Annotated in this window: 23 protein-coding genes and 1 tRNA gene; 14 read left to right on the top strand and 10 right to left on the bottom strand. The window is 69.1% G+C overall.

What is annotated here, in order from left to right; all coding sequences use genetic code 11:
* Window position 1 precedes the first annotated feature (1 nt).
* The 7 genes from ACZ6ZD_RS09985 to ACZ6ZD_RS09955 all read left to right on the top strand — a co-directional run bounded on the left by ACZ6ZD_RS09985 (window position 2) and on the right by ACZ6ZD_RS09955 (window position 6,012).
* Window positions 2-484 carry a hypothetical protein gene (locus tag ACZ6ZD_RS09985; protein WP_465670289.1) on the top strand — a complete coding sequence of 161 codons (483 nt, stop codon included), beginning with the start codon at window positions 2-4 and terminating at the stop codon, window positions 482-484.
* Window positions 485-777: 293 nt separating this feature from the next.
* Entirely contained in the window at window positions 778-2,343 is a 1,566-nt protein-coding gene (locus ACZ6ZD_RS09980; RefSeq protein WP_465670287.1) for a hypothetical protein, read from the top strand.
* Window positions 2,343-2,735 carry a hypothetical protein gene (locus ACZ6ZD_RS09975; RefSeq protein ID WP_465670285.1) on the top strand — a complete coding sequence of 131 codons (393 nt, stop codon included), beginning with the start codon at window positions 2,343-2,345 and terminating at the stop codon, window positions 2,733-2,735. The genes ACZ6ZD_RS09980 and ACZ6ZD_RS09975 overlap by 1 nt, the downstream gene beginning before the upstream one ends.
* Before the next feature lie 2 nt (window positions 2,736-2,737).
* Complete coding sequence (locus ACZ6ZD_RS09970) at window positions 2,738-3,685, top strand: hypothetical protein (protein ID WP_465670283.1); 948 nt, start codon at window positions 2,738-2,740, stop codon at window positions 3,683-3,685.
* A 13-nt stretch (window positions 3,686-3,698) separates the two neighbouring features.
* Complete coding sequence (locus tag ACZ6ZD_RS09965) at window positions 3,699-4,211, top strand: hypothetical protein (RefSeq protein WP_465670281.1); 513 nt, start codon at window positions 3,699-3,701, stop codon at window positions 4,209-4,211.
* Between the two features lie 80 nt (window positions 4,212-4,291).
* The gene (locus ACZ6ZD_RS09960) at window positions 4,292-5,404 is read left to right on the top strand and encodes an LLM class flavin-dependent oxidoreductase (RefSeq protein ID WP_465670279.1); all 1,113 of its coding nucleotides are present in this window, start codon (window positions 4,292-4,294) and stop codon (window positions 5,402-5,404) included.
* Window positions 5,401-6,012, top strand: a complete 612-nt coding sequence (locus ACZ6ZD_RS09955; protein WP_465670277.1) for an FMN reductase — start codon at window positions 5,401-5,403, stop codon at window positions 6,010-6,012. The genes ACZ6ZD_RS09960 and ACZ6ZD_RS09955 overlap by 4 nt, the downstream gene beginning before the upstream one ends.
* A gap of 121 nt (window positions 6,013-6,133) precedes the next feature.
* Here ACZ6ZD_RS09955 and ACZ6ZD_RS09950 read toward each other — a convergent pair whose 3' ends face one another.
* Entirely contained in the window at window positions 6,134-6,931 is a 798-nt protein-coding gene (locus ACZ6ZD_RS09950; protein WP_465670275.1) for a TetR/AcrR family transcriptional regulator, read from the bottom strand.
* 97 nt (window positions 6,932-7,028) lie between these two features.
* Here ACZ6ZD_RS09950 and ACZ6ZD_RS09945 point away from each other — a divergent pair, with 97 nt between their 5' ends.
* Both ACZ6ZD_RS09945 and ACZ6ZD_RS09940 read left to right on the top strand, forming a co-directional pair.
* Entirely contained in the window at window positions 7,029-7,982 is a 954-nt protein-coding gene (locus ACZ6ZD_RS09945) for an ATP-binding cassette domain-containing protein (protein WP_465670273.1), read from the top strand.
* On the top strand, window positions 7,979-8,773 hold the full coding sequence (locus tag ACZ6ZD_RS09940; protein WP_465670271.1) for an ABC transporter permease: 795 nt from the start codon (window positions 7,979-7,981) through the stop codon (window positions 8,771-8,773). The genes ACZ6ZD_RS09945 and ACZ6ZD_RS09940 overlap by 4 nt, the downstream gene beginning before the upstream one ends.
* A gap of 32 nt (window positions 8,774-8,805) precedes the next feature.
* Here ACZ6ZD_RS09940 and ACZ6ZD_RS09935 read toward each other — a convergent pair whose 3' ends face one another.
* Window positions 8,806-9,573 (bottom strand): SDR family NAD(P)-dependent oxidoreductase, encoded by a 768-nt coding sequence (locus ACZ6ZD_RS09935; RefSeq protein WP_465670269.1) that lies wholly within the window; start codon window positions 9,571-9,573, stop codon window positions 8,806-8,808.
* A 70-nt stretch (window positions 9,574-9,643) separates the two neighbouring features.
* Between ACZ6ZD_RS09935 and ACZ6ZD_RS09930 the strand changes: the two genes are divergently transcribed.
* The gene (locus ACZ6ZD_RS09930) at window positions 9,644-10,183 is read left to right on the top strand and encodes a GNAT family N-acetyltransferase (RefSeq protein WP_465670267.1); all 540 of its coding nucleotides are present in this window, start codon (window positions 9,644-9,646) and stop codon (window positions 10,181-10,183) included.
* Between the two features lie 105 nt (window positions 10,184-10,288).
* Here ACZ6ZD_RS09930 and ACZ6ZD_RS09925 read toward each other — a convergent pair whose 3' ends face one another.
* Together ACZ6ZD_RS09925 and fgd are read right to left on the bottom strand one after the other, a co-directional pair.
* Complete coding sequence (locus tag ACZ6ZD_RS09925; protein ID WP_465670265.1) at window positions 10,289-10,864, bottom strand: hypothetical protein; 576 nt, start codon at window positions 10,862-10,864, stop codon at window positions 10,289-10,291.
* A gap of 51 nt (window positions 10,865-10,915) precedes the next feature.
* A complete protein-coding gene (fgd, locus tag ACZ6ZD_RS09920; protein WP_465670263.1) occupies window positions 10,916-11,923 on the bottom strand; it encodes a glucose-6-phosphate dehydrogenase (coenzyme-F420) in 1,008 nt (335 codons plus the stop codon).
* A 347-nt stretch (window positions 11,924-12,270) separates the two neighbouring features.
* Here fgd and ACZ6ZD_RS09915 point away from each other — a divergent pair, with 347 nt between their 5' ends.
* Complete coding sequence (locus ACZ6ZD_RS09915; RefSeq protein ID WP_465670261.1) at window positions 12,271-13,101, top strand: carbon-nitrogen hydrolase family protein; 831 nt, start codon at window positions 12,271-12,273, stop codon at window positions 13,099-13,101.
* Here the strand turns inward: ACZ6ZD_RS09915 and ACZ6ZD_RS09910 are convergent.
* The gene (locus tag ACZ6ZD_RS09910) at window positions 13,094-13,960 is read right to left on the bottom strand and encodes a DUF72 domain-containing protein (RefSeq protein WP_465670260.1); all 867 of its coding nucleotides are present in this window, start codon (window positions 13,958-13,960) and stop codon (window positions 13,094-13,096) included. The genes ACZ6ZD_RS09915 and ACZ6ZD_RS09910 overlap by 8 nt on opposite strands.
* A 22-nt stretch (window positions 13,961-13,982) precedes the next feature.
* Between ACZ6ZD_RS09910 and ACZ6ZD_RS09905 the strand changes: the two genes are divergently transcribed.
* Entirely contained in the window at window positions 13,983-14,918 is a 936-nt protein-coding gene (locus ACZ6ZD_RS09905; RefSeq protein ID WP_465670258.1) for an aminoglycoside phosphotransferase family protein, read from the top strand.
* Between the two features lie 107 nt (window positions 14,919-15,025).
* Window positions 15,026-15,400, top strand: coding sequence for a hypothetical protein (locus ACZ6ZD_RS09900; RefSeq protein ID WP_465670256.1), 375 nt, complete (start codon window positions 15,026-15,028; stop codon window positions 15,398-15,400).
* On the opposite strand, the gene ACZ6ZD_RS09895 is transcribed toward ACZ6ZD_RS09900, so the two are convergent.
* The 5 genes from ACZ6ZD_RS09895 to ACZ6ZD_RS09875 all read right to left on the bottom strand — a co-directional run bounded on the left by ACZ6ZD_RS09895 (window position 15,313) and on the right by ACZ6ZD_RS09875 (window position 20,235).
* Window positions 15,313-16,092, bottom strand: a complete 780-nt coding sequence (locus tag ACZ6ZD_RS09895) for an MBL fold metallo-hydrolase (protein WP_465672654.1) — start codon at window positions 16,090-16,092, stop codon at window positions 15,313-15,315. The genes ACZ6ZD_RS09900 and ACZ6ZD_RS09895 overlap by 88 nt on opposite strands.
* 38 nt (window positions 16,093-16,130) lie before the next feature.
* The gene (locus ACZ6ZD_RS09890) at window positions 16,131-17,090 is read right to left on the bottom strand and encodes an acetylxylan esterase (protein ID WP_465670254.1); all 960 of its coding nucleotides are present in this window, start codon (window positions 17,088-17,090) and stop codon (window positions 16,131-16,133) included.
* A 31-nt stretch (window positions 17,091-17,121) separates the two neighbouring features.
* Window positions 17,122-17,580 carry a hypothetical protein gene (locus ACZ6ZD_RS09885; protein WP_465670252.1) on the bottom strand — a complete coding sequence of 153 codons (459 nt, stop codon included), beginning with the start codon at window positions 17,578-17,580 and terminating at the stop codon, window positions 17,122-17,124.
* Window positions 17,581-17,600: 20 nt separating this feature from the next.
* Window positions 17,601-18,560, bottom strand: a complete 960-nt coding sequence (locus tag ACZ6ZD_RS09880; RefSeq protein WP_465670250.1) for a hypothetical protein — start codon at window positions 18,558-18,560, stop codon at window positions 17,601-17,603.
* 100 nt (window positions 18,561-18,660) lie between these two features.
* On the bottom strand, window positions 18,661-20,235 hold the full coding sequence (locus ACZ6ZD_RS09875) for an LCP family protein (protein WP_465670248.1): 1,575 nt from the start codon (window positions 20,233-20,235) through the stop codon (window positions 18,661-18,663).
* Window positions 20,236-20,474: 239 nt separating this feature from the next.
* Here ACZ6ZD_RS09875 and ACZ6ZD_RS09870 point away from each other — a divergent pair.
* Window positions 20,475-20,564 (top strand) — tRNA-Ser (locus tag ACZ6ZD_RS09870).
* The last annotated feature ends 913 nt before the right edge of the window (window positions 20,565-21,477 follow it).

The following is a 21,477-nucleotide window of genomic DNA, read 5'->3' as shown; positions in this document are numbered from 1 at the left end:
CATGAGCACCGACGACTGGGAGTACATCGCCGAGGTCTTCGAGGGCGCCGGCGAATCGGTCGACCATCCGGCGAGCCTGTGGCGTCAGCGGGGCGACGAGCGCGAGTTCCTGTCGTTGATCGAGTGGAGCTGGCAGGCGGCCGGCGAGCGCCGGCTCCCGCATCCGGACCTTCGGGTGCCGGTCTCGCCCGAGCAGGTCGAGACGCTGCTGGCGGATCGGCAGCGGTTCGCGAAGTACTGGGTCCTGCGCAGAGCCGCCGAGTCCGGTGTCACCGAGGTTCGGGTCTACCGGCAGCGCCGCAGCCCGGGGCAGGCGGTCGAGGAGGTCTTCGGGCGCGACAACGAGTGGATCTCGACGTACGCCATCCGGGACTTCCAGAACCCCGGACCACACGAGATGCCCGACCTCGAACGGATCGACGCGGCCACCGCTGAGCGGCTGATCCAGGAGACCCGCGGGATCACCGGAGGCACCGCGTTGTGAGTCCCCCTCCCGGACCGTGGCGCGGCAAGGGCCACGAACGCGAACTGCGGCTCGACGAAGAGCAGAACGATGCTGTCGAGCTGGCGCACAAACGCGCGGCCAGACGCCGCCGTCTGCTCGACGCCGAGCTGGAAGATCTTCGGGAGGCGACGGCCGAGCACCAGAGCAACCTGGTCGGGCTGGAGTACTCACTCAAGAGTCTGGAGTCGTTTCGGAGCAAGGTCGCCCGCCGGGACAGCGACATCACGGCGGAGGACGAGGCGTACTCGACCAACGACCTGAATCGGTACACGGTGACGTTCCCGACCGCGAAGTACACGGCCGGTGTGCTGGCGAGCTACGACTACCTCACGCTGCAGGGGTACCGCCGGACCAGTGAGAAGAACCTCTGGGAGAACCCCGACTACCGCGGCGTCAACACGACGTGGGCAATGGTCGGGGAGGACGGGAAGGCGTCACACAAGTTCGAGGTGCAGTTCCACACCCCGGAGGGCTTCGAGGTCAAGGACCACCAGAACCACCTGCTCTACGAGCTGGGTCGCGTGGAGGATCCCAGCGGGCCGTACTACCTCGAGCGGAGCGAGGCCATCCGGCATCTGCAGGCCGAGCGTTACGGCGACCTGCCGACGCCGCCGGGGTACCAGGACATCGGAACGCCCCTGAAGGCCGCACCACTGCGTCCGGTCGACGAGGAGTTCAAGGACGCGATCCTCGCGGAAGAGGAGGCGTTGCGGCTGCAGAAGGAGCAGGACGCTCGCGAGAAAGCCGAGCGGGAAGCCCAGGACGCCGCTGGGCAGGCGGAGGTCGACCTCGCCGAATCGGACGACGTACTTGCTGCCGACGAGCAGAAGCGGAAGCAGGAGGACGCCGAGTCCGACGTCGACGTCCAGGAACAGGCCGAGACCGAGGCAGAGGAGGATGCGCAGGCGGATGCTGACGATGTGGCTCAGCAGCAGGCTGATGCAGAAGCTGAAGAGCAGGCCAAGTCGGAGGCAAACGAGCAACTCGAGTCCGAGACCGAGACCCACGCCGAACAGCAGGCCCAATCCGACGCTGAGGAACAAACCCAGTCGGAGACCGACGAACAACTCAAGACCGAAACCGAAGAACAGATCGAAACCGAGACTGCACAACAGGCGCAGGCCGACCAGGTCGAATCCGAGACTCAGGCCGAGGAGCAGGCCAAGACCGAGGCTCAGGCTGACGAGGTCGACGGGGCGGCTGAGCCGGGGGTTGAGTCCGAGGCTGAGGCGGACGGCGGGAATGAGCCGGGGGCTGAGGCGGAGAACGCGGGTGCCGCTGACGCGGGGGGTGAGGGTCAACCGGCGCCGGGTGCCGAGAGCGAGGCTGAGGCTGGGGTCGAGAGTGAGTCGAACGCCGGGGTCGAAGGCGAAGCGGATGCCGGTGCTGGGAGCGAGCCCGAGGCTGGGGCTGGGGCTGGGGCCGACGCTGGGGCTGAGGTCGATGAACCCGGGAACCAGGCCGGAGCCGACGCCGGAACCGAAACCGACGAACCCGGGAACCAGCCCGGAGCCGACACCGGAACCGAAACCAACGAACCCGGGAACCAGGCCGGAGCCGACACCGGAACCGAAACCAACGAACCCGGGAACCAGGCCGGAGCCGACGCTGGAACCGAAACCGACGAACCCGGGAACCAGGCCGGAGCCGGGGCCGGAACCGAAACCGACGAACCCGGGAACCAGGCTGAGGCCGGGAATGAGGGTGGGGGTTCGGGTGGGGGGATGGGGGCTGAGGATGCTGAGGTGGCGGCGGCTATGGAGGCTGAGTCGGAGCAGGGTGGGGGTTATGAGGGGGATGACTCGGCTGCGGGTTCGGCGGATAGGGAGCGGGAGTGATGGCGGGTAGGCCGGCTTGGGTTTGGGAGGGGTTGGGGGCCGAGGAGCGGGCGGTTCGGTGGCAGGGGTTGGCGGAGTGGGTGGGGTGGTTGGAGGAGGCGCACGCGCCGTGGGTGGTGTTGCCGCCGTGCTGGCCGGTGCATGAGGGGTTGCGGGTGGAGCTGGCGATGTTCTGGTACTGGCATCGCTGGGTGATGGGGAGTGCGGTGAATCCGGCCGACGGGGTGCGGTGGCACAACGAGCTGCGGCGGTCGGCGGTGGCTTGGAAGGAGCTGGCGACGTGCCGGCACGAGCCGCCGGTGCGACACCACGGGCAGATCATGGCGGACCGGAACGCCAAGCGGGACGAGTATCTGGCGCAGGCCCAGAACACAGCCGCCGAGGAGGCTTGAGAATGCAGACGAGTGTGCGACCGGACAGGCAGTTCAGCCCGTTCGTCGAGCCGTGGCGGCCGACACCGCGCGGTGTGATCGGGACGACGATCGTGGTCGCGGCGATCGCGACCGTGAGTATCGCGACCTTCGCCGTCCAGCGGATCTGGTTCACGCCGCAGGCCGCGGTGGAGAACTACTTCGCCGCGCTCGCCGATCGCGACGCGACCACCGCGGCGTCGTACGTCGACAGCTCCGGTACGTCGATCGACGGCGTCCTGAGCTCGGATGCGTACGTCCCGCCGTCCGGTCTGAAGGTGCTGGAGATGCGGAGCGACGACGACCAGCGGGTCGCGAAGGTGCGGTTCAAGGTCGGTGACACGACCGCCGAGGGTGAGCTGCGGTTGAGCCGCAAGCGGGAGCTGACCGCGGGGATGTTCCGCGGCTGGGCGATCTCCAGCGATCGGCCGACGCTGCAGCTGTCCGGCCCGACGCTCGCCGGCGTACTCGTGAACGGCAAGCCCGCGCCGTCGCCGGAGGTGACCACGCAGATCGCGGTGTTCCCCGGCCGGTACGTCGTCTCGTCCGGCGACAGCCCGCTGCTCGAGAGCCCGCCCGTCACCGCGGACGTCGGTTTCGGCGATCAGGAGGTCGTGATCGAGCCGCGGGTGAAGGCGAGCGCGAACGCGGCGACCGACGCGCAGATCAAGACCTACCTGGCCGGCTGCCTGAAGTCGGCCAGCGACGGTTGCCCGATCGGCGGGAACGACAAGACGTGGAAGATCACCAAGTACCCGGTGATCGAGGTCCGCCTCGGCGAGGGCGGCGAGCTGTTCGTCGAGACGACGACCGACGGCGTGGTGTCGGTGACCGGCCCGGGCTACAACGGCACGCCGTACACCGATACCCAGCAGTTCGACGTCGACGGCCGGGTCGCCGCCGATCAGGGCAAGGTCGTCTACATCCCGTGAAAGGACACCCGTAGTGCACCCCGATGACGCGCTGGCCGCCGAGGTCGACCGCCTGTACGGCGAGCTCCGCGCGCGGCCCGAGGACAACGACCTGCGGGCTCAGCTCGCCTGGGCGATCCGCCGGATGACCGAGGCGTCGCTGGCCGTCACCGTCTACCAGGTGCGGGTGATCGCGAACGAGCGCCAGCGCGACCTCTGTCGGCAGGCGGCGGCCCAGATCATGGAGCTGGCGCCCTGGGACGGCGAGCTGCGCGCGTTCGCGACCGGGCTGACCGCCGAGCTCGAAGCCGGTGACCGCTGGCTCTGGCAGCAGAAGCCGATTGCTGTGACGCTGGCCGCATGTACGGCGGGGATCGGGTTGGCGGTGGTTGTCACGGGCGGGCTGACCCGGAGCATCCCGCTGGTCGTCGCGGCCGCCGTCCTGAGCAGTGTCGTCCTGGCCGGGATCGTGCTCGGGTTCCGGCGCCAGGCGTGGCGGCAGACGGCCCAGGCCGCGGCCCCGGTCCTCGAGTACGCCGGGATCTGACCGCGGAATGCCACCGCGATGATTGGCGTTCTTCCTCGATAAGTAGTTTAATCGTGAACTACCAAGGTTGAGGAGGAGCGATGCAGTTCGGGGTTTTCAGCGTCAGCGACGTGACCGAGGATCCGACCACCGGCACGACGGTGAGCGAGGCCGAGCGGATCAAGGCGATGGTGGCCATCGCGCTGAAGGCCGAAGAGGTCGGGCTGGACGTGTTCGCCACCGGTGAGCACCACAACCCGCCGTTCGTCGCGTCCTCGCCGACCACCATGCTCGGTTTCATCGCGGCCCAGACGAAGAAGCTGATCCTGTCGACGTCCACGACGCTGATCACGACCAACGACCCGGTCAAGATCGCCGAGGACTACGCAATGCTGCAGCACCTCGCCGGCGGTCGCGTCGACCTGATGATGGGCCGCGGTAACACCGGCCCGGTCTACCCGTGGTTCGGTCAGGACATCCGCAACGGCATCGCGCTCGCCGTCGAGAACTACGCACTCCTGCGCCGCCTGTGGCGCGAGGACGTCGTCGACTGGGAGGGCAAGTTCCGGACGCCGCTCCAGGGGTTCACCTCGACGCCGCGACCGCTGGACGGCGTCCCGCCGTTCGTCTGGCACGGCTCGATCCGCTCACCGGAGATCGCCGAGCAGGCGGCGTACTACGGGGACGGGTTCTTCCACAACAACATCTTCTGGCCCGCCTCGCACACCAAGCAGATGATCGACCTGTACCGCCGTCGCTTCGAGCACTACGGTCACGGCGCCGCCGACCAGGCGATCGTCGGGCTCGGCGGCCAGGTCTTCATGCGGAAGAACTCCCAGGACGCCGTCCGCGAGTTCCGGCCGTACTTCGACAACGCGCCGGTGTACGGCCACGGGCCCTCGCTGGAGGACTTCACCCGCGAGACGCCGCTGACGGTCGGCAGCCCGCAGGAGGTCATCGAGCGGACGCTGACCTTCCGCGAGCAGTTCGGCGACTACCAGCGGCAGCTGTTCCTGATCGACCACGCCGGTCTGCCGTTGAAGACGGTGCTGGAGCAGCTCGACATCCTCGGCGAGGAGGTCGTTCCCGTGCTGCGTAAGGAGTTTGCGGCCCTCAAGCCCGCGCACGTGCCGGACGCGCCGACGCACGAGTCTTTGAAGACGGCGGCCGAGCGCGCCCAGGCGCTGGAGACGATCGAGGAGCCGGCCCGATGAGTACGCCGTCCGAGCGGGTGATCGCCGTCGTGACGGCGGGGCTGACGACCCCGTCGTCGTCCCGCCTGCTCGCGGATCAGCTGGCCGCCGCCGTCCACGACGAGCTCTCGACCCGCGGCGTCATGTCGCGGACCGAGGTGGTCGAGGTCCGCGACCACGCGCACGACCTGACCAACAACCTGCTGACCGGATTCCCGTCCGCGGCACTGCAGAAGGTCCTCGACACCGTCACCACCGCCGACGCCCTGATCGTGGTCTCCCCCACCTTCTCGGCGTCCTACTCGGGGCTCTTCAAGATGTTCTTCGACGTCCTCGACGACCAGGCCCTCGCCGGCAAGCCCGTCCTCCTCGGCGCCACCGGCGGCACCGAGCGGCACTCACTCGTCCTCGACTACGCCCTCCGCCCCCTCTTCGCCTACCTGAAAGCAGTCCCCGTCCCCACCGCCGTCTACGCCGCCTCCACCGACTGGGGCCCCAACGCCGCCACCCTCCGCCCCCGCATCACCCGCGCCGCCGCCGAACTAGTAGCCACCCTCCACCAAGACACCCCCACCAAACCCAACCCCTACGCCAACCCCACCCCCTTCGAAACCCTCCTCAACAGCTGACCGTTTCGCCGAGAACCAGCTACTCGAGAACGCGCCGACAACCTCGGCGACCCTGGTGGTTCGTGAGGTGTGGACCGCTGGCACCCGGCAACTTGTGGGATGAGGGTCGACACGCCGTGGATTACGGCGTGTCGGGTGATTGGTCGGTGGTTGGTGGGTGGTGGCGGTCCGCGATGAGGAGGCCGATGCCGTCGAGGATTCGGGTCAGGCCGAAGGTGAGGGCGTGGGTGGGGGAGATGGCGGCTTGGAAGTGTTCGCCTACGGAGGAGCCGACGCGGCCGGCTACGGGGAAGCTGGTGCCGGTCATGACGGTGGTGAGGACGGGGGCGATCTGACGCCACCACTCTTCGTCGGTGAGGCCGGAGTCGCGTTGGGTGCGGAGTTGCTCGGCGCCGGCGCGGGCGGTGCCCAGGACGTGGGTGAGGACGAGCGACAGGACGGAGTCCATCTCGACGTCGGTGAGGCCGAGGCCGTCGAGGGGGCGTAGCTCGGCTTCGTACTTGAGCGTGATGTGCGGGCCGAGCGCCGTCCGCATGGTCGGGATCTCATGGATCCACGGGTGCCGGACGGCGACCTCGAAGTTGCGGTGCGCGATGAACTCGAGCGCCGCCCGCCAGCCCGGCTGCCGGGACGGCTCGTCGACGTCGGCGTACAGGTCGCTGTGCAGGTGGTCGAACATCAGGTCGGTCAGCTCGGCCTTACCGGGGACGTGCGTGTAGAGCGACATCGTGCCGACCTTGAGGCGCTCGGCGACCATCCGCATCGAGACGGCCTCCAGGCCGTTCGCGTCGGCCAGCTCGATGGCCGCGTCGACGATCGCGCGCACGGTCAGCCCGGAGCGGCCGGGTTTGGCGTGACTCCCCCACAACAGCGCCAGACTGCGCCCCGGATCGGCCGCCGCCACCTTTTTTCCAGCCAACGGAACAAACTCCCAGCGCTCGTCGTTGTCTCGAATGGTACCCGAGTCGTACAGTGTACGGTACAGTCTACGACTCAACCCGAGCGAGAGGTGGGAAGTGACGACCCAAAAGGTGATCGAGGCGGCCGACGTCCGGAAGAACTACCGCGGCGGCACGGCGGGGGCAGGCCTGAACGGCTTCGACCTCACAGTCACCGCCGGTACCGTGACGGGCCTGCTCGGCCCGAACGGCGCCGGCAAGACCACGGCGGTGCGGATCCTGTCCACACTGCTGGAGATGGACTCCGGGCAGGCGAGCGTCGCGGGGTACGACGTCCGCCGGCAAGGAGCCGAAGTCCGGCGGCGGATCGGCCTGGTCGGCCAGTACGCCGCGATCGACGAAGTACTCACCGGCCGGCAGAACCTGACCATGTTCGGCCGGCTCAACCACCTCGCGCACGCGAAAGCGGTCAAGCGAGCCGACGAGCTGCTGGAGCAGTTCGACCTGGTCGCGGCGGCCGGGCAGGCGGTCGGCAAGTACTCCGGCGGCATGCGCCGGCGACTCGACCTGGCGGCCAGCCTGATCGTCGCGCCGGACGTGCTGTTCGTGGACGAACCGACCACCGGCCTCGACCCGGCAGCGCGGCTCGAGGTGTGGGCCGCCGTCCGGCAGTTGGTCAGCAACGGCGCGACCGTGCTGCTGACCACGCAGTACCTGGAAGAAGCCGATCAGCTGGCCGACCGGATCTCGATGCTCAAGGACGGCAAAGTGGTCGCGGAGGGGACGCCGGACCAACTGAAGACCCAGCTCGGATCGGACTGGCTCGACCTGGTCCTCACCGACCCGGCCGAGCTCCAGCTGGTCCGGCGGCTGGTCGAGCCGCTCGCGGACGGCGAGATCAAAATCGAGGGACCGCGGATCAGCGTTCCGGTCAAGGACCGCACCCGCGCCCTCGTCGTCCTGGCCAACTCGTTGCATGAGGCAAATATCGAACCGGAGGACATCACGTTGCGCAGACCCACTCTCGACGAGGTCTTCCTGCACCTGACCGGATCGAAGGTGACAGTATGACGACCCTCGGCTGGACCTTGGCCGACAGCTGGACGATCACCCGGCGGACGCTCACCCACTGGCGCAACCAGCCCGGCCTGATCATCTTCTCCTGGTTCTTCCCGGTGCTGATGCTGCTCGTCTTCGGCAGCCTGCTCGGCGGCGCGATGGACCTCCCCGAAGGCCAGTCGTACTACGAACTCCTGGTCCCGGGCATCTTCGCGCTGACCATGCTCTTCGGCCTGGAAGGCACGATGACCGCGGTCACCCAGGACAAGGAGAAGGGCGTCACGGACCGGTTCCGCTCGCTCCCGATGAGCTCGGCCGCGGTGGTGATGGGCCGGGCCATCGCCGACATGCTCGACACGCTGATCGCGCTCGCCGTCCTGGTCGGCACCGGGCTCGCGCTCGGCTGGCGCTGGCACGAAGGCCTACCGAAAGCCCTGGCCGCCTTCGGATTGCTGCTCCTGCTGCGATTCGCGCTGCTCTGGATCGGCATCTACATCGGTCTGTCCGTCCGGAACGCGCAGAGCCTCACCGTCGTCCAGGTCCTGGTCTGGCCGATCGGCTTCCTCTCCAGCGCCTTCGTCGCGACCTCGACCATGCCCGCCTGGCTCGGCACCATCTCCCAGTGGAACCCACTGTCCGCCGCCGCCACCGCGGCCCGCACCCTCTTCGGCAACCCCGACGCCTCGATCACCACCACCTGGGTCGGCAGCCACTCCATCCTGATGGCACTCATCAGCCCACTCCTGCTGACCGCCATCTTCCTGCCCCTCTCCGCCTACCGCTACCGCAACCTCTCCCGCTGACCTGACAGGGGCTCCGGCGTCGGCCGGGGCCCCTACGGCGTCAGCTGGCCGCCGTTGACTTCGATGATTTGGCCGGTGACGTACGACGCCATCCGGTCGGAGGCGAGGTAGAGGATCGTGCCGACGCATTCGTGCGGGGTGCCGGTGCGGGCCATGGGGATGGTGTTGACCATGGCGGCGAGTTGGTCGGGGTTGGTGTGGCGGTCGTGGAAGGGGGTGCTGATGACGCCGGGGGAGATCGCGTTGACGCGGATGTTGTCGGGGGCGAGCTCCTTGGCGAGGCCGCGGGTGAAAGTGCTGACCGCGCCCTTGCTGGTCGCGTAGACGACCGAGCCGCCGGCGCCGCCGGTGCGCGCGGCGATCGAGGTGACGTTGACGATCGAGCCGCCGCCCTGGGCGCGGAAGACCGGGATCAACCGCCGGCTGAGCGCGAACACCGAGGTCACGTTGACGTCGAGGATGTGCTGGAAGTCGTCGTCCGGGACGTCGACGATCGGCGACCGCCTGACCAGATCACCGGCGTTGTTCACCAGGACGTCGATCCGCCCGTGCTTCGCGAGCACCTCGTCGACCAGGGCACTCGCGGCCGCCGGGTCGGCCAGGTCGGCCTGGTGCCGGGACGCCGTACCGCCCGCGGTCTGGACGGCGGCCACCGTGTGCGCCGCGCCGTCGGCATTGCGGTGGTAGTGCACCGCGACCGTGGCTCCGGTCTCGGCGAACCCGACCGCGGCCGCCGCGCCGATCCCGCTGCTCGCGCCGGTCACGAGCACCACCTGGTCACTGAAATCCAGATAAGCCATGCCGCCATCCTGCCCCAAGGCGCGCCGGGCGAGCCGGTTTCGGGCCCGTTCCCGGAGGTAGATTCGATGGATGGGATACGCGCTGGCGCGGCTCGATCTTCGGCGGTGGCGGACGGCGGACGCGCTCCGCCTGGCACAAGCGCACTCCGACCCGGACATGGTCTATCAGGGCGGCATCGTCGACCGCGCCACCGCGCTGGACTGGATCGGCCGCGTCGCCGACCTCGACAACGGCCACGTGTACGCCGTCGCGGACGCCGACGACCACCCGATCGGCTGCGTCGGCGTCACCAACATCAACCGCCACCAAGTCGGCTGGACCTGGTACTGGACGCTCGCCGAAGTCCGCGGCCAAGGCGTCGCCCGGGACGCCCTCCGCGCCCTGGCCACCTGGGCCCACAACGAAGCCGGCCTCTACCGCCTTGAGCTGGCCCACCGCCTCAACAACCCGGCCTCCTGCACCGTCGCCGCCGCGGCCGGCTTCCTCCCCGAAGGCATCGAACGCCACAAACTCGCCTACGACGGCACCCGCCACGACGTAGAACGCCACGCCCGCCTGACCCCCGACCCCCTGGAGCCGCCGGGCCGCCCGGTGACCGTGACCGTTTGACGCGGACCGCCAACACCCACCAACTCATCAGCCACGCCCCGACACGCCGTGTGCGACGGCGTGTCGCGCGGCTACTCGGGAGTTGCTGAGTGGCGGAGGTCCGGGCTACAGCTGATACGAGCGCCAGCGCTCGGTCAGCTCGTAGCCGAGCGCCTGGTTGGCGCCGATACTCCCGTCGTTCACGGCGGCCCCGCCCGTGCTGAACCGGGTGACGCCGAGGTCGAGAAAGGCGAGGATCGAGGCCGCCTTCACTGCCTGCCCGACGCCCCGCCGCCGGTACGCCGCGAGCACCGACGTGAACCTGGTGTCGCCGAACCCGTCCCGATGACCGATCACGGTCGCGGCGACCAAACGTGACCCGTCGAAGGCCCCGAACACGCGGTTCTCGCCCCACAGCGCCCGGACGTCGCTCACCTCGCCGACCACATGCGAGGTAGCCGGGGTGTACGGATAGTCGGGCTGGTTGATCTTCTCCAGACCGTGCAGCGCCGCGGCCGACTCGGCGCCGACCTCGCGCACGGTCAGCCCGGACGCCGTCGCCCGCGTGACCGCGGACTCGAGCAGCGCCCGGTCCGGGTCGAAGAGCCGGGCCGCCCAGGACTCACCCACCACGCGGTAGCCGGCGGCTTCGAGCTCGGCGCACCGCGGGTCGGTGTCCTGGACGATCTGTAGGTCGGGCACTCACCCAGTGTCGAATGCCCGACCAATCAGCTCAACCCCGTTGGGCGCGGCTCAGCCCTCGAGCTTGCGCAGCAGCGGCAGGACGTCCTCGGTGAACTGGGTCAGGAACCGCTCCTGATCCTGCCCCGGCCCGTGGACGACGAAGTGGTTGAAACCCGCCTCCAGATACGGCCGGAACTGCTTCACGACCTCCTCCGGATCGGACGCCACGATCCACCGCTTCGCGACCTGCTCGATCGGCAGCTCGTCGGCCAGCCGCTCCATCTCGGTCGCGCTCGTCACGCTGTGCTTCTGCTCCGGCGTCAGCGACAGCGGCGCCCAGAACCGGGTGTTCTCCAGCGCGAGCTTCGGGTCCCGGTCGTAGGACACCTTGACCTCGAGCATCCGGTCGACGTCCTCGAACTTCTTCCCGGCCGCCTCCGCGCCCTCGCGAACCGCCGGGATCAGCTTCTCGGTGTAGAGCTCCATCCCCTTGCCGGACGTCGCGATGAACCCGTCGCCCACGCGCCCGGCGTACTTCGCGACCAACGGCCCGCCGGCCGCGACGTACACCTTCAGCGGGACGTCGGGCCGGTCGTAGATGAACGCGTCGACGGTCGGGTAGTACGGCCCCTCCGACGTCACGCCGTCCTTCGTCCACAGGTCGCGGATCAGCTTGACGGCCTCGCGCAGCCGCGCGTACCGCTCCTTGAACTCGGGCCACTCCCGCCCGGAGACGGCGATCTCGTTCAGCGCCTCGCCGGTGCCGACGCCGAGCATCACCCGGCCCGGGTACAGCTCGCCGAGGGTCGCGAACGCCTGCGCGATCACGGCCGGGTTGTAGCGGAAGGTCGGCGTCAGCACCGACGTCCCGAGCAGGACCCGGTTGGTCCGCTCACCGACGGCCGCGAGCCAGGCCAGCGCGAACGGCGCGTGACCGCCCTCGTGTCGCCAGGGCAGGAAGTGGTCCGACACCGTGACGCTGTCCAGCCCCAGCTCCTCGGCCCGGACGGCGTACTCCACCAGGTCCCGCGGCCCGAACTGCTCCGCCGAAGCCTTGTACCCGACGCGAATGCTCACCCTGCGCTCCCAATCGTCGATTTCGTTGTACCTCGATCAACCATTTCCCCCTCCGACTTTATGCCGAGCTTCGCTATAGTCGTTCCCGGCGCGGCCCGCGCCGCACCTCCGTTGATCGGCTCCGGCCCGGTCTCGTCGCAGGAGGCAAAGGGACATCTGGTCTCGGGCCGCTCGTCCTGGTCAACCACCGCGGGCGAGATCGCCGGAGGATCCTCGTCGCGCGCGCGGAAGGCCAGATGACAGCGCACCGGAATCTCAAACGACGGGTCCGTGCCCGCGCCGCCAAGACCGGCGAGTCCTACACGGCTGCCCTCCGGCACTTCCGCCCGACTCCTCCAGGAGCAGAAATGCCGGATTCCCTACGCATCGCCGTCGCCCAGTCGACGGTCCACCGAGACCCCGCCAACCCTCAGTTGCTGCGCGCCAGCGGCACCGAAGTCCGCTCCCTGCTACGGCAGGCCGCGTCGGCAGGCGCCCGCCTCGTCCACTTCACCGAAGGCGCGCTCTGCTTCCCGAGCAAGGAGATCATGTCCGAGCTCGGCCCGGACGAGATCGGCCCGTCCGACTGGACCAAGGCCGACTGGAACGTCCTGCAGCAGGAGTTCGACAGCATCGTCGAACTGTCCGGCGAGCTGGGCGTCTGGACGGTCCTCCCGAGCATCCACCAACTCCCCGACGCGCGACCGCACAACAGCATGTACGTCGTCTCCGACCAGGGCAAGGTGGTCGCCCGGTACGACGAGCGCACACTCTCGACGACGAAGCTCACCTGGATGTACACCCCAGGCAAGAATCCGGTCACCTTCGAGGTCGACGGCTTCCGATTCGGCCTCGCCCTCGGCCTCGACGTCCTCTTCCCCGAGCTGTTCACCGAATACGACCGACTCGGCGCGGACGGCGTCCTGGTCTCCTACTCGACCGCCGGCGTAACGCACCACGAGCACATCGCCGTCCAAGCCCGGGGAACCGCGGTCAACAACACCTGCTGGATCAGCCTCGCCGTACCGGCCAACCCGGACGGCGGCCTCCAATCAGGCGTCATCGACCCCCGCGGCGCCTGGGCGATCCAAGCCCCCACAGACGGCTCACCCGCAGTCGTCAACACTGACCTCCACCACGAAGACGTCACACAGATCGGCCGCGAGTTCCGCCAACGCACCCGAGACCGAATCAGCTGATCCCAAGCCGCTGAGCCAGCGCCTCAGCATCGAACGGGGACCGAACCTTCGCGTCGTTGTCGAAGTAGACGTACACGTCACGACGCCGCCGCGAAGGCCGGTCCTTCGACACGGTCTTCCCGTTCGTCGGCGTCCGCCCTTGATGCCAGGTGCGGACCTTGGCCGCCCAGTGCTCGATCGCGGGAGCGTCGTACCCACTGACGTAAAGCTCGTCCGCACCGTGCAGACGGACGTAGACGAAGTCGGCGGTCACATCGTCGAGCATCGGCCACTTACCGGCGGTATCCGCGCAGACCAAGGCGATCTCGTGCTCACGCAGCAACTCGACAAAGCCGGCCGTCTCGAAGCTGTCATGCCGCACCTCGATCGCGTAACGCAGCGGCTGCTCCGACAGCACCTCGAGAAACACCTTGTCCCGCATCCGATCCTCATGCCGGTTCGCGACCTCCAGCGCCGCACCCGTTGTCCGCGGCAACGACTCGAAGAATTCCGCCAGCCGCCGCTCGTCATACCGGAAGTTCCCCGGCAATTGCCACAGAATCGGCCCAAGCTTGTTGCCCAACGCAAGCAAACCGGAGGCGCAGAAGTTGGCGAGCGGGGCATCGACGTCCGCGAGCCGTTTCATATGGGTGATGAAGCGCGGCCCCTTGACGGCGAAGACGAAGTCGTCGGGCGTCTCGGCGTACCAACGCTGGTAGGACGTCGGTCGCTGCAGCGAGTAGAACGAGCCGTTCAGCTCAACCGAGTTCAACCGCCGAGACACGTACTCGAGCTCAGCCCGTTGCGGCAAACCCTCGGGGTAGTAGACGGAGCGCCAAGGCGCATACCGCCAACCAGAAATACCCACCCGATAAGCCACGAGACTGACTATCGTACGCCGGATGCACATCGACCGCGGGAGTTACGACGAGGCTCGCACGCCCTGGGAGGACGCCGGGTGGCGGGCCGGGGCGCTGGCGTGGTTGGACGCGCGGCTGGCCGAGTTCGGGGTTGTCGAGAGCGGGCCGCGACGGGTGCGGTTGCGGCCTTGGTCGGTGATTGTGCGGGTCGAGGCTGCGGAACCTGTGTGGTTCAAGGCGAATCCGCCCGGCAGCGCGTTCGAGCCGGCGCTGATGGCGCGGCTTGCCGAGCTGGCGCCCGAGCACGTTCTCCGACCGTACGCCGTGGACGTCGAGCGCGCGTGGTCGCTCAGCCCGGACGGCGGCACGCTCCTCCGCGACGTCGAGCGCGACTGGGAGGCGCTGCTCAGCCAGTACGCCGAACTCCAGCGCAAGCTCCGCGACCACGTCGACGAGCTCGCCGCGCTCGGCGTCCCGGATGCGCGGCTCGCGCTGCTCCCGCAGATCTTCGACCGGATGGTCGCGGCCAATCAGACGCTGACCTTTGAGCAGCGCGAGGTTCTCCACAAGCTTCGTCCACAGCTGGTGAACTGGTGTGCGGAGCTGGCGATGTACGGCGTCCCGGACACGCTCGACCATGCGGATCTGCATGAGAACCAGGTCTTCGCGGGCAGCCGCTTCACCTTCTTCGACTGGGGGGACGCGAGCGTCTCGCACCCCTTCTGCAGCCTGCTCGTCCCCCTCGAACGCGCCGCCGCGGACCACGCCCGCCTCCGCGACGCCTACCTCGAACCGTGGACTGCCGACGGCCACACCCTCCCCGAACTCCGCCGCGCCGCACACCTCGCCTGGCGGCTGAGCCCCCTCGGCCGCGCCGCCTCCTGGGCCCGGCTGTTTCCCGGCGCCTACAACACCTCGATCGGCGACGCCGGCGTCGCCGAGGCTCTGCTCGGCCTCCTCGAGCCCGCGCCGATCTGAATCGCCAGCGCTACACAATTGGGCCGGCGGTGCCGCGCCGAGCGTGGGCTCGGCGGGGGTGCGGCGATTGTGCAGTGGTGGCGGTCCGCATCACCTACGGTTGGAGCATGGCGCTGTTTTCCAAAGGTGGGCGGACCGAGTCGTTCCTGGCGATCGTGGTCGGGGGCGGGGCGGCGTTCGGGCTGGTTGTGATCACGTCCCGCTCGTGGAAGGAGTGCAAGGTCGACGTCGCCGGGTCGGTGCCGAACGGATTGACGTTGTTGTTCCTGGGGCTGCCGCTGGCGCTGATCGTCAACTTGGTCCTGTTCACGATCGCCTACCGCTACGCCGGCAAGACCCTCTTCATGGGCCTGATCGCCGCCGCCATCGCGATCGCGATCGCCGACCTCGCCCTCTACTCGTGGCAGGGCACCCCGGCCGCGTCCCCCGGGATCTGCCCCGGCAACGTCCCACCCTGGTGGCCGGAGTGGATCCCCACCTGAATCGTCGTCCCGACCTCGGCGCAGCTCGTCGGCCCGCCGAAGGCGGTCTCCGCCGCTGTAGTCGCCTCGAAGCGATCGAGGAGCGGCCCGACGTGTGTGACGACGAGCTGCCGCACGCCCGTACGCCGGGCTAGCGCCCCGGCCTGCTCCGGGGTGTGGTGAACCGGCGTCGGCTCCGGGTCGTTGGCCTCACACAACAGCAGGTCCGCCCCCGAGGCGAGCTCGTCGAGTGACGGGCAGGGTGCGCAGTCCCCGGAGTACACGAGCGACTCCCCATCAGCCTCAGCCCGCAGTGCATAAGCATCACACCCGTGCTCCACAGCCCGGCTAATCAGCTCGAGGTTGTGCACACGCACCCGATGCCCATCCGACAGCGGCCGAAGATCGAGGACGTCGCTGAGCGGCCCGGCGTCCGGCAGCCCGAAGAACCCGGCCAACCGCGCCCCCAACTCGGCCGGTCCATAGACCGGTAGCGGCGCCGACCGGACGGGCAGCTCGCCGTACGCGAGCGCGTAGTACGCGTTCAGCAGGTCACCGATGTGATCGAGGTGCAGGTGCGACAGCCAAACCGCGTCGAGCCTGTCGAGCGTGGTGTGCCGAAGGAGCTCGGCGAGCGAGCCGGGCCCGGCGTCGACCCAGACCTCGGCGCCGCCCCCGCGCAGCAGGTAGCCCGAGCACGGGCGGTCCGGCAGCGGGTAGGGGGCCGCCGTGCCGAGGACCGTGAGCGTGCTCAGAGCTTGGCGCCGATCAACTGGTAGATCTCGTCGTGCGCGAACGGCAGGTCCTCGTGGCCGAAGTCGGGATAGGTCCGGGCTTCCTTGACCGACGTCAGCTTGTTGTACGCCGCGAACTGGGTGGACGGCGGGCAGACCTGGTCCTCGAGACCGACGAACAGGGTGACCTCGGCGCGGATCCGCGGCGCGAGGTGCTGGACGTCGATGTAGCCGAGCGTGTTGAAGACCTCGTCCTGACGCAGGTGCCGCGGGTCGCGCTTCTTGAACCAGGTGACGATCTCGTCGTACGGCCCGGTGTCGAGGTTGAGATCCCACGTCCGCCGGTAGTCGCAGAGGAACGGGAAGACGCTCGCGACGTACTTGATGGACGGCGTCAGCGCGGCCGCGACCAGGCTGAGACCGCCGCCTTGGCTCCAGCCGGTGGTCGCGATCCGGGTCTCGTCGACCTCGGGCAGACCGCCGATGATGTCGGCGAGCCGGCGGGTGTCGAGGAAGACGTGCTTGTAGAGCAGGCCGTCCGGGCCGTCGTCCAGGCCGTGCACGAGATGGTTGTGCAGGGAGAAGTTGTTCGGCGCCTGGGACGGCGTCCGGTAGCCGACCTGTTCGCGCACGTCCAAGGCGGCGACGGTGAAGCCGCGCGCGGCGTACCCGAGCAGGTCGACCCACTTGGGCTGCTCGCCGCCATAGCCATGGAAGAGCAGGACGGCGGGGCCGGTCGGCTCGTTCGGCCGGACGACCTTGGCGTGCACGCGGTAGCCGCCGGTGCCGTTGAAGTAGAGGTGCTGCGCGGTCGCCGTGGTCAGCGGGAAGTCGGTCGCATCGGCGAATTCGACCTCCGGCTCCGTGCCGTCCAGCTCGAGCAGCGCCTTCTCCCAGAACTGGTCGAAATCGGCCGGCCGCGGGTTCGTCCCCGGGTAGGCGAGCAGTTCGTCGTACGACAGATCGAAGGACAGCACGGAACGACTCCTCAGGCTCGGATCGGCTGACTCATTCTGCGTGATCGTCGGCGTCCGGGGCAGTGCCGTCCCAGATCGTGTAACCGTGCGCGGCGTTCAGCTTGTCGCGCAGTGCGGTCTCCAGCTCCGCGGCCTGCCCGGGCGCCAGCCAGGACAGCGGGAGCAGGATCGTGTCATCGGCCCGCTTCGTCCGCAGCGCGAGCGCCTCGCCGTGCGTCGTCTCGACCCGGCCGGCCTCGGTGATATCGGTCCACACCGTCTTCACCCCGCGGACCTCGACCTCGGCGTCCCGGATCCGCAGGACGACCGGCGGTCGCGCGAGCACCCACGCACCGGCCAGGACGACGAGCCCGCCCAGGCCGAGGAACACCGTGACGACAACGCCCGGCAGCCCGACCGCCCACGTGATCGCAGCCACCCCGAGAAGAATCAGCCCTGCGGCCAGGACCCCGAGGAAGCGCCCTGCCCGCATCCGGTACGTCGTTCGCACCGGAACATGGTCTCACCGACTCAGAACGGGTCGACGTTCGAGGTGGACGCGTTGCCGCCGATCACCGGGGAGAGCGTGATCTTCCAGTCGAACTTGCCGTCGAAGCGGGCGTCGTACTTGGAGAACGAGCAACCCTCGGTGAACTGGCGGCTCGCGCTGTCCCAGGACTCGCCGGACTTGAAGTAGACCCAGTAGCTGCCGCGGATCCCGCGCAGGGTGGTGTTGGAGTTGCGGCGGACGTAGATCGACGCCTGCGGATTGCGCGGCACGCTCGGCGCGACCACGACCACGACGTCCACCGAGCCGTTGTTGTTGATCTGCAGGCTGCCCGAGCCACGCGCGCCGGCCCGCTGGATGATCTGGCCGTTCTGACCGCGGCCGGTCAGCACCGCGGGCGGCTTGAGCTCGGGCGGCGTCATCCGGGTGCCGAAGTTCGAGCCCTTGCCGACGGACTTGTTGACGGCCTGGACCAGCTGGACGACCGACGTCCGGATGCCGGTCTTGGCCTGGTACAGCCGGACGATCGCAGCCTTCGGCAGGCCGCAACCCGTCTTCGTCTCACCGGACTCGGCCAGGTTGGTCGTCACGCTGGTCGGGAAGGCCTCGAACGCGGCCAGGACGCGCGTGTGCCCGCTGCCCATACTCTTCGGCCCGTTGACCTTGGCCAGCTCACCGCGCTGCTGCGCGACCGCGCCGGCCAGCTGGGCGCGAGCGCTGTCGAACGCCGCCATGGTCGGCGCGTTCATCACCCGGGCGACGCCGCGGGCCAGGTTCGCGTCGACATGGCCGAGCGCGTTCCGGTAGGCGACCGGGCTCAGCTCCGGCGCTGTGGACGGCGTCGGCGCGGACGCCGGGGGCACGCTCGGCGGTGGGGTCGACGAGGTGGCGCTGGGCGTCGGCTGCGGAGCCGGGTCGTTCGCCTCCGGCTCACCGCCGCACCCGACCACCAGCAACGCCGTACCGACCGAAACCGCGATCACTCGCCGCACAGTTGACCCCCCAAGTGTGTTTTCGGGGCCAATTGTTCCCCACCGGAGTGGGGATAGTCGTTACTGGCCGGAACTTGTCAGTTCGTGCCGGTCAGTTCGTACCGGTCTGGGTCGGGTCGTAGGCGCAGGCGTCGTTCAGGTTCTGGGCCTCACCCGGGGTGGCCTTCGGCTTGACCGGCTTGCGGGTGGTCGTGCCGGTGGTCGGCTTGGTGGTGGTCGTCGACGGCGTCGAGGCAACGGACTTCGACTTCGGGGTGATCGCCTTCTCGACGAGCTCCTGCATGGCCGCGTAGTCCGGGTTCTTGCCGCTCGGGAAGTTCTTCTTCTTGTCCAGGTCGACGTTCGTGACGCTGGCGCCCTTGACCTTCAGGCCGAGCTCGATGAACGCGGGCAGGATCTCCTGCGGGATGTCCGTCCGGAGCAGCTCCTTACCGGCGGCGGCGATCTGCTGGTACTTCGTGACCAGGGTCGCCGGGTTCACGGAGTTCACCAGGGCGTGGATCGTGCAGCGCTGGCGCTCCTGGCGCGACGGGTCGCTGAGGCCGTAGCGGCCGCGGGCGAACCAGAGCGCGTGGTAACCGTCGAGCTTCTGGTTCGGGCCGGGCTGGATGTAGCCGGACGGCTTCTTCGAGCCGCGCGTCCCCGGGCCCTGGCCGTAGTCGCCGCCGATCGGCACCTTGTAGCTGACGTTGACGGTGATCCCGCCGAGCGCGTCGATGATCTTGCGGAAGCCGGCCAGGTTGACCTGCATGTAGTAGTCGATGTCGAGACCGAGCGCGGCGCCCGCGGCCAGCTTCACGACGTCCGCGCCCTCGTTGTCGGTCGCGCCGAGGATGCCGGGGTGGTCGCGCGGGACGTTCTCGTACATCGAGTCCAGGTAGAACTCGGGCTGCTCGACGTTGCCGAGATCCGGGTTCCAGTAGCCGTCCGGGTACTCCTTGGCCAGCGGGGAGCCCTCGGGGAACGGCATCCGCATCCAGTTCCGGCTGAGCGAGATCAGGGCCGTGTTACCGGTCTTGGTGTCGATACTGGCCACGATCACGGTGTCGGTCCGGATGCCCTTGCGGCCGGCGCCGTCGTCCGCGCCGAGCAGGAGCAGGTTCAGCCGGGGGGTCTTGGCCCACGGGTCCTTCTTGTCGACCTTCGGGCGGGTCGCGCTCTTGGAGTCCTTCTCGGACTGGAAGACGCTGCCGACCAGGTCGCGCTGCGCCATCACGGTCTGCGCGGCGACGGTCGTCGGGACGGCGATCGCGAAGCAGAGCAGTCCGACGAACAGCGAGCCGGCCAGGCGGCCGGTGTACGTCATGGTGACCGGGCGGAGCAGTTTGTGCGAGGCGACGACGACCCAGATCCAGCCGACGCCGAGCAGGACGACGGCCGCGGTCGCGATCAGCAGCTGGCGCGGCGAGACGGCGAGCTCGAGGACCGAGTCACGCTGCGTCAGACCGACGAACCCCGCGATCAGCAGCAGGCCGACACTGATCGTCAGCACGAACCAGCCGAGCTTCTTCCGGCCGCCCATGATCAGGCCCGAACCCGGGAGCAGCGCGCTGAGCAGGGTCAGACCGATCGCCTTGGACGTCGTCCGGGTGCGGTGCGAGCGGGGCTTCGACCGGCTGGCACGAGGCGCGGACCTCCGTCCGGCTGCGCGAGTACTCCGCGACATGGCTCCGTTCCCTGATCGACGACGTGGCGGCCCTACCGCGGACCGTCACCGACAGCCCACGGTACAACTGACGCCCACGCCCACCTTCCGGTTGACATGTGCTGGCGACCCCCGTCGTGCCCGCCAGGTTACACACCGCACACCCGACACACCCAAACCCCACCCACAACCCACTTTGCCGCCGACCCACCTCACCAGATACCCTAAGTCCTCGTCGCGTCCTTAACAGGACCGTCGGAGGAGGCGTCGCCTAGTCCGGTCGATGGCGCCCGCCTGCTAAGCGGGTTGAGGGTAAACCCCTCTCGCGAGTTCAAATCTCGCCGCCTCCGCAGCGCTGAGCGCCCCTGTCCACAAAAAGCGTGGACCGGGGCGCTTCGTTCATTCCCTCTGGGGGTGCAACCCCCAGACCCCGCCCGGCGGGCTCCGCCCCCGGACCCCCGCCCGCGACCCCGGCATCCCCGGCTACCTGCCGCGCCCCCGGTTCGCCGTCCCACGCGACTCCACCTACCCGCGTGTCCTCCGCGTCCCCAGCTCGCAGCACCACTTCCGCACACCCCAGTACCCACCGTGCCGCCAGCTCGCCGTCCCACGCGACTCCGCTTCCCCGAGTGTCCGCCGCGCGCCCGGTTGCAGCTCCAGCCCCGCGGCTCCGCACCACGAGCGCCTGCGCGCCACCCGTTTGCGCCCCGTCCCGCTCGACTTCCTCGGCTCACTTGCCGCGCCCCAGCCCGCCACCCCGCGACTCCGCCTACCCGCGTGCCCGCCGCGCCCCCAGCTCGCCGCCCGCCCCGCGCGTCCCCGCCCGATTCGCCTGCCACGCCCCAACCCCACGGAACTGGCACAACGGAACGGCCCCAACACCTCTCCGCGTCGAAGAGCTGTCGACGACGAAGAGTTGCGGCCTGCGCTCGGCCCCGAACGGCTCGGGCGACACACCACCCACCTCGGGAGAGTTGGTTGCGACGGCGAGTTGCGGCCTGCAGCCGACCCCCGGAAACGGCCTGGCGATGCACGCCCTCCGCCTCGGGAGAGCTGTCTACGACGAAGAGTTGCGGCCTGCACCCGGCCCCGAACGGCTCGGGGCGCCCCAGGCTCCCGCTTCTCCGTCTCGACCGAGGTGTCTGCGAAGGGGACTCGCGGCCTGCGCCCGCCTCCGGGAAGCGGCTCGTGCAACACAGCACTCCGCGTCGAAGAGCTGTCTACGACGGGGAGTTGCGGGCCTGCACTCGGCCCGGAGACGGC

The organism is Kribbella sp. NPDC104218 (assembly GCF_055584105.1).
Note: the sequence above shows the minus strand (reverse complement) of the source record. Positions and strands in the feature narration are given on the sequence as shown.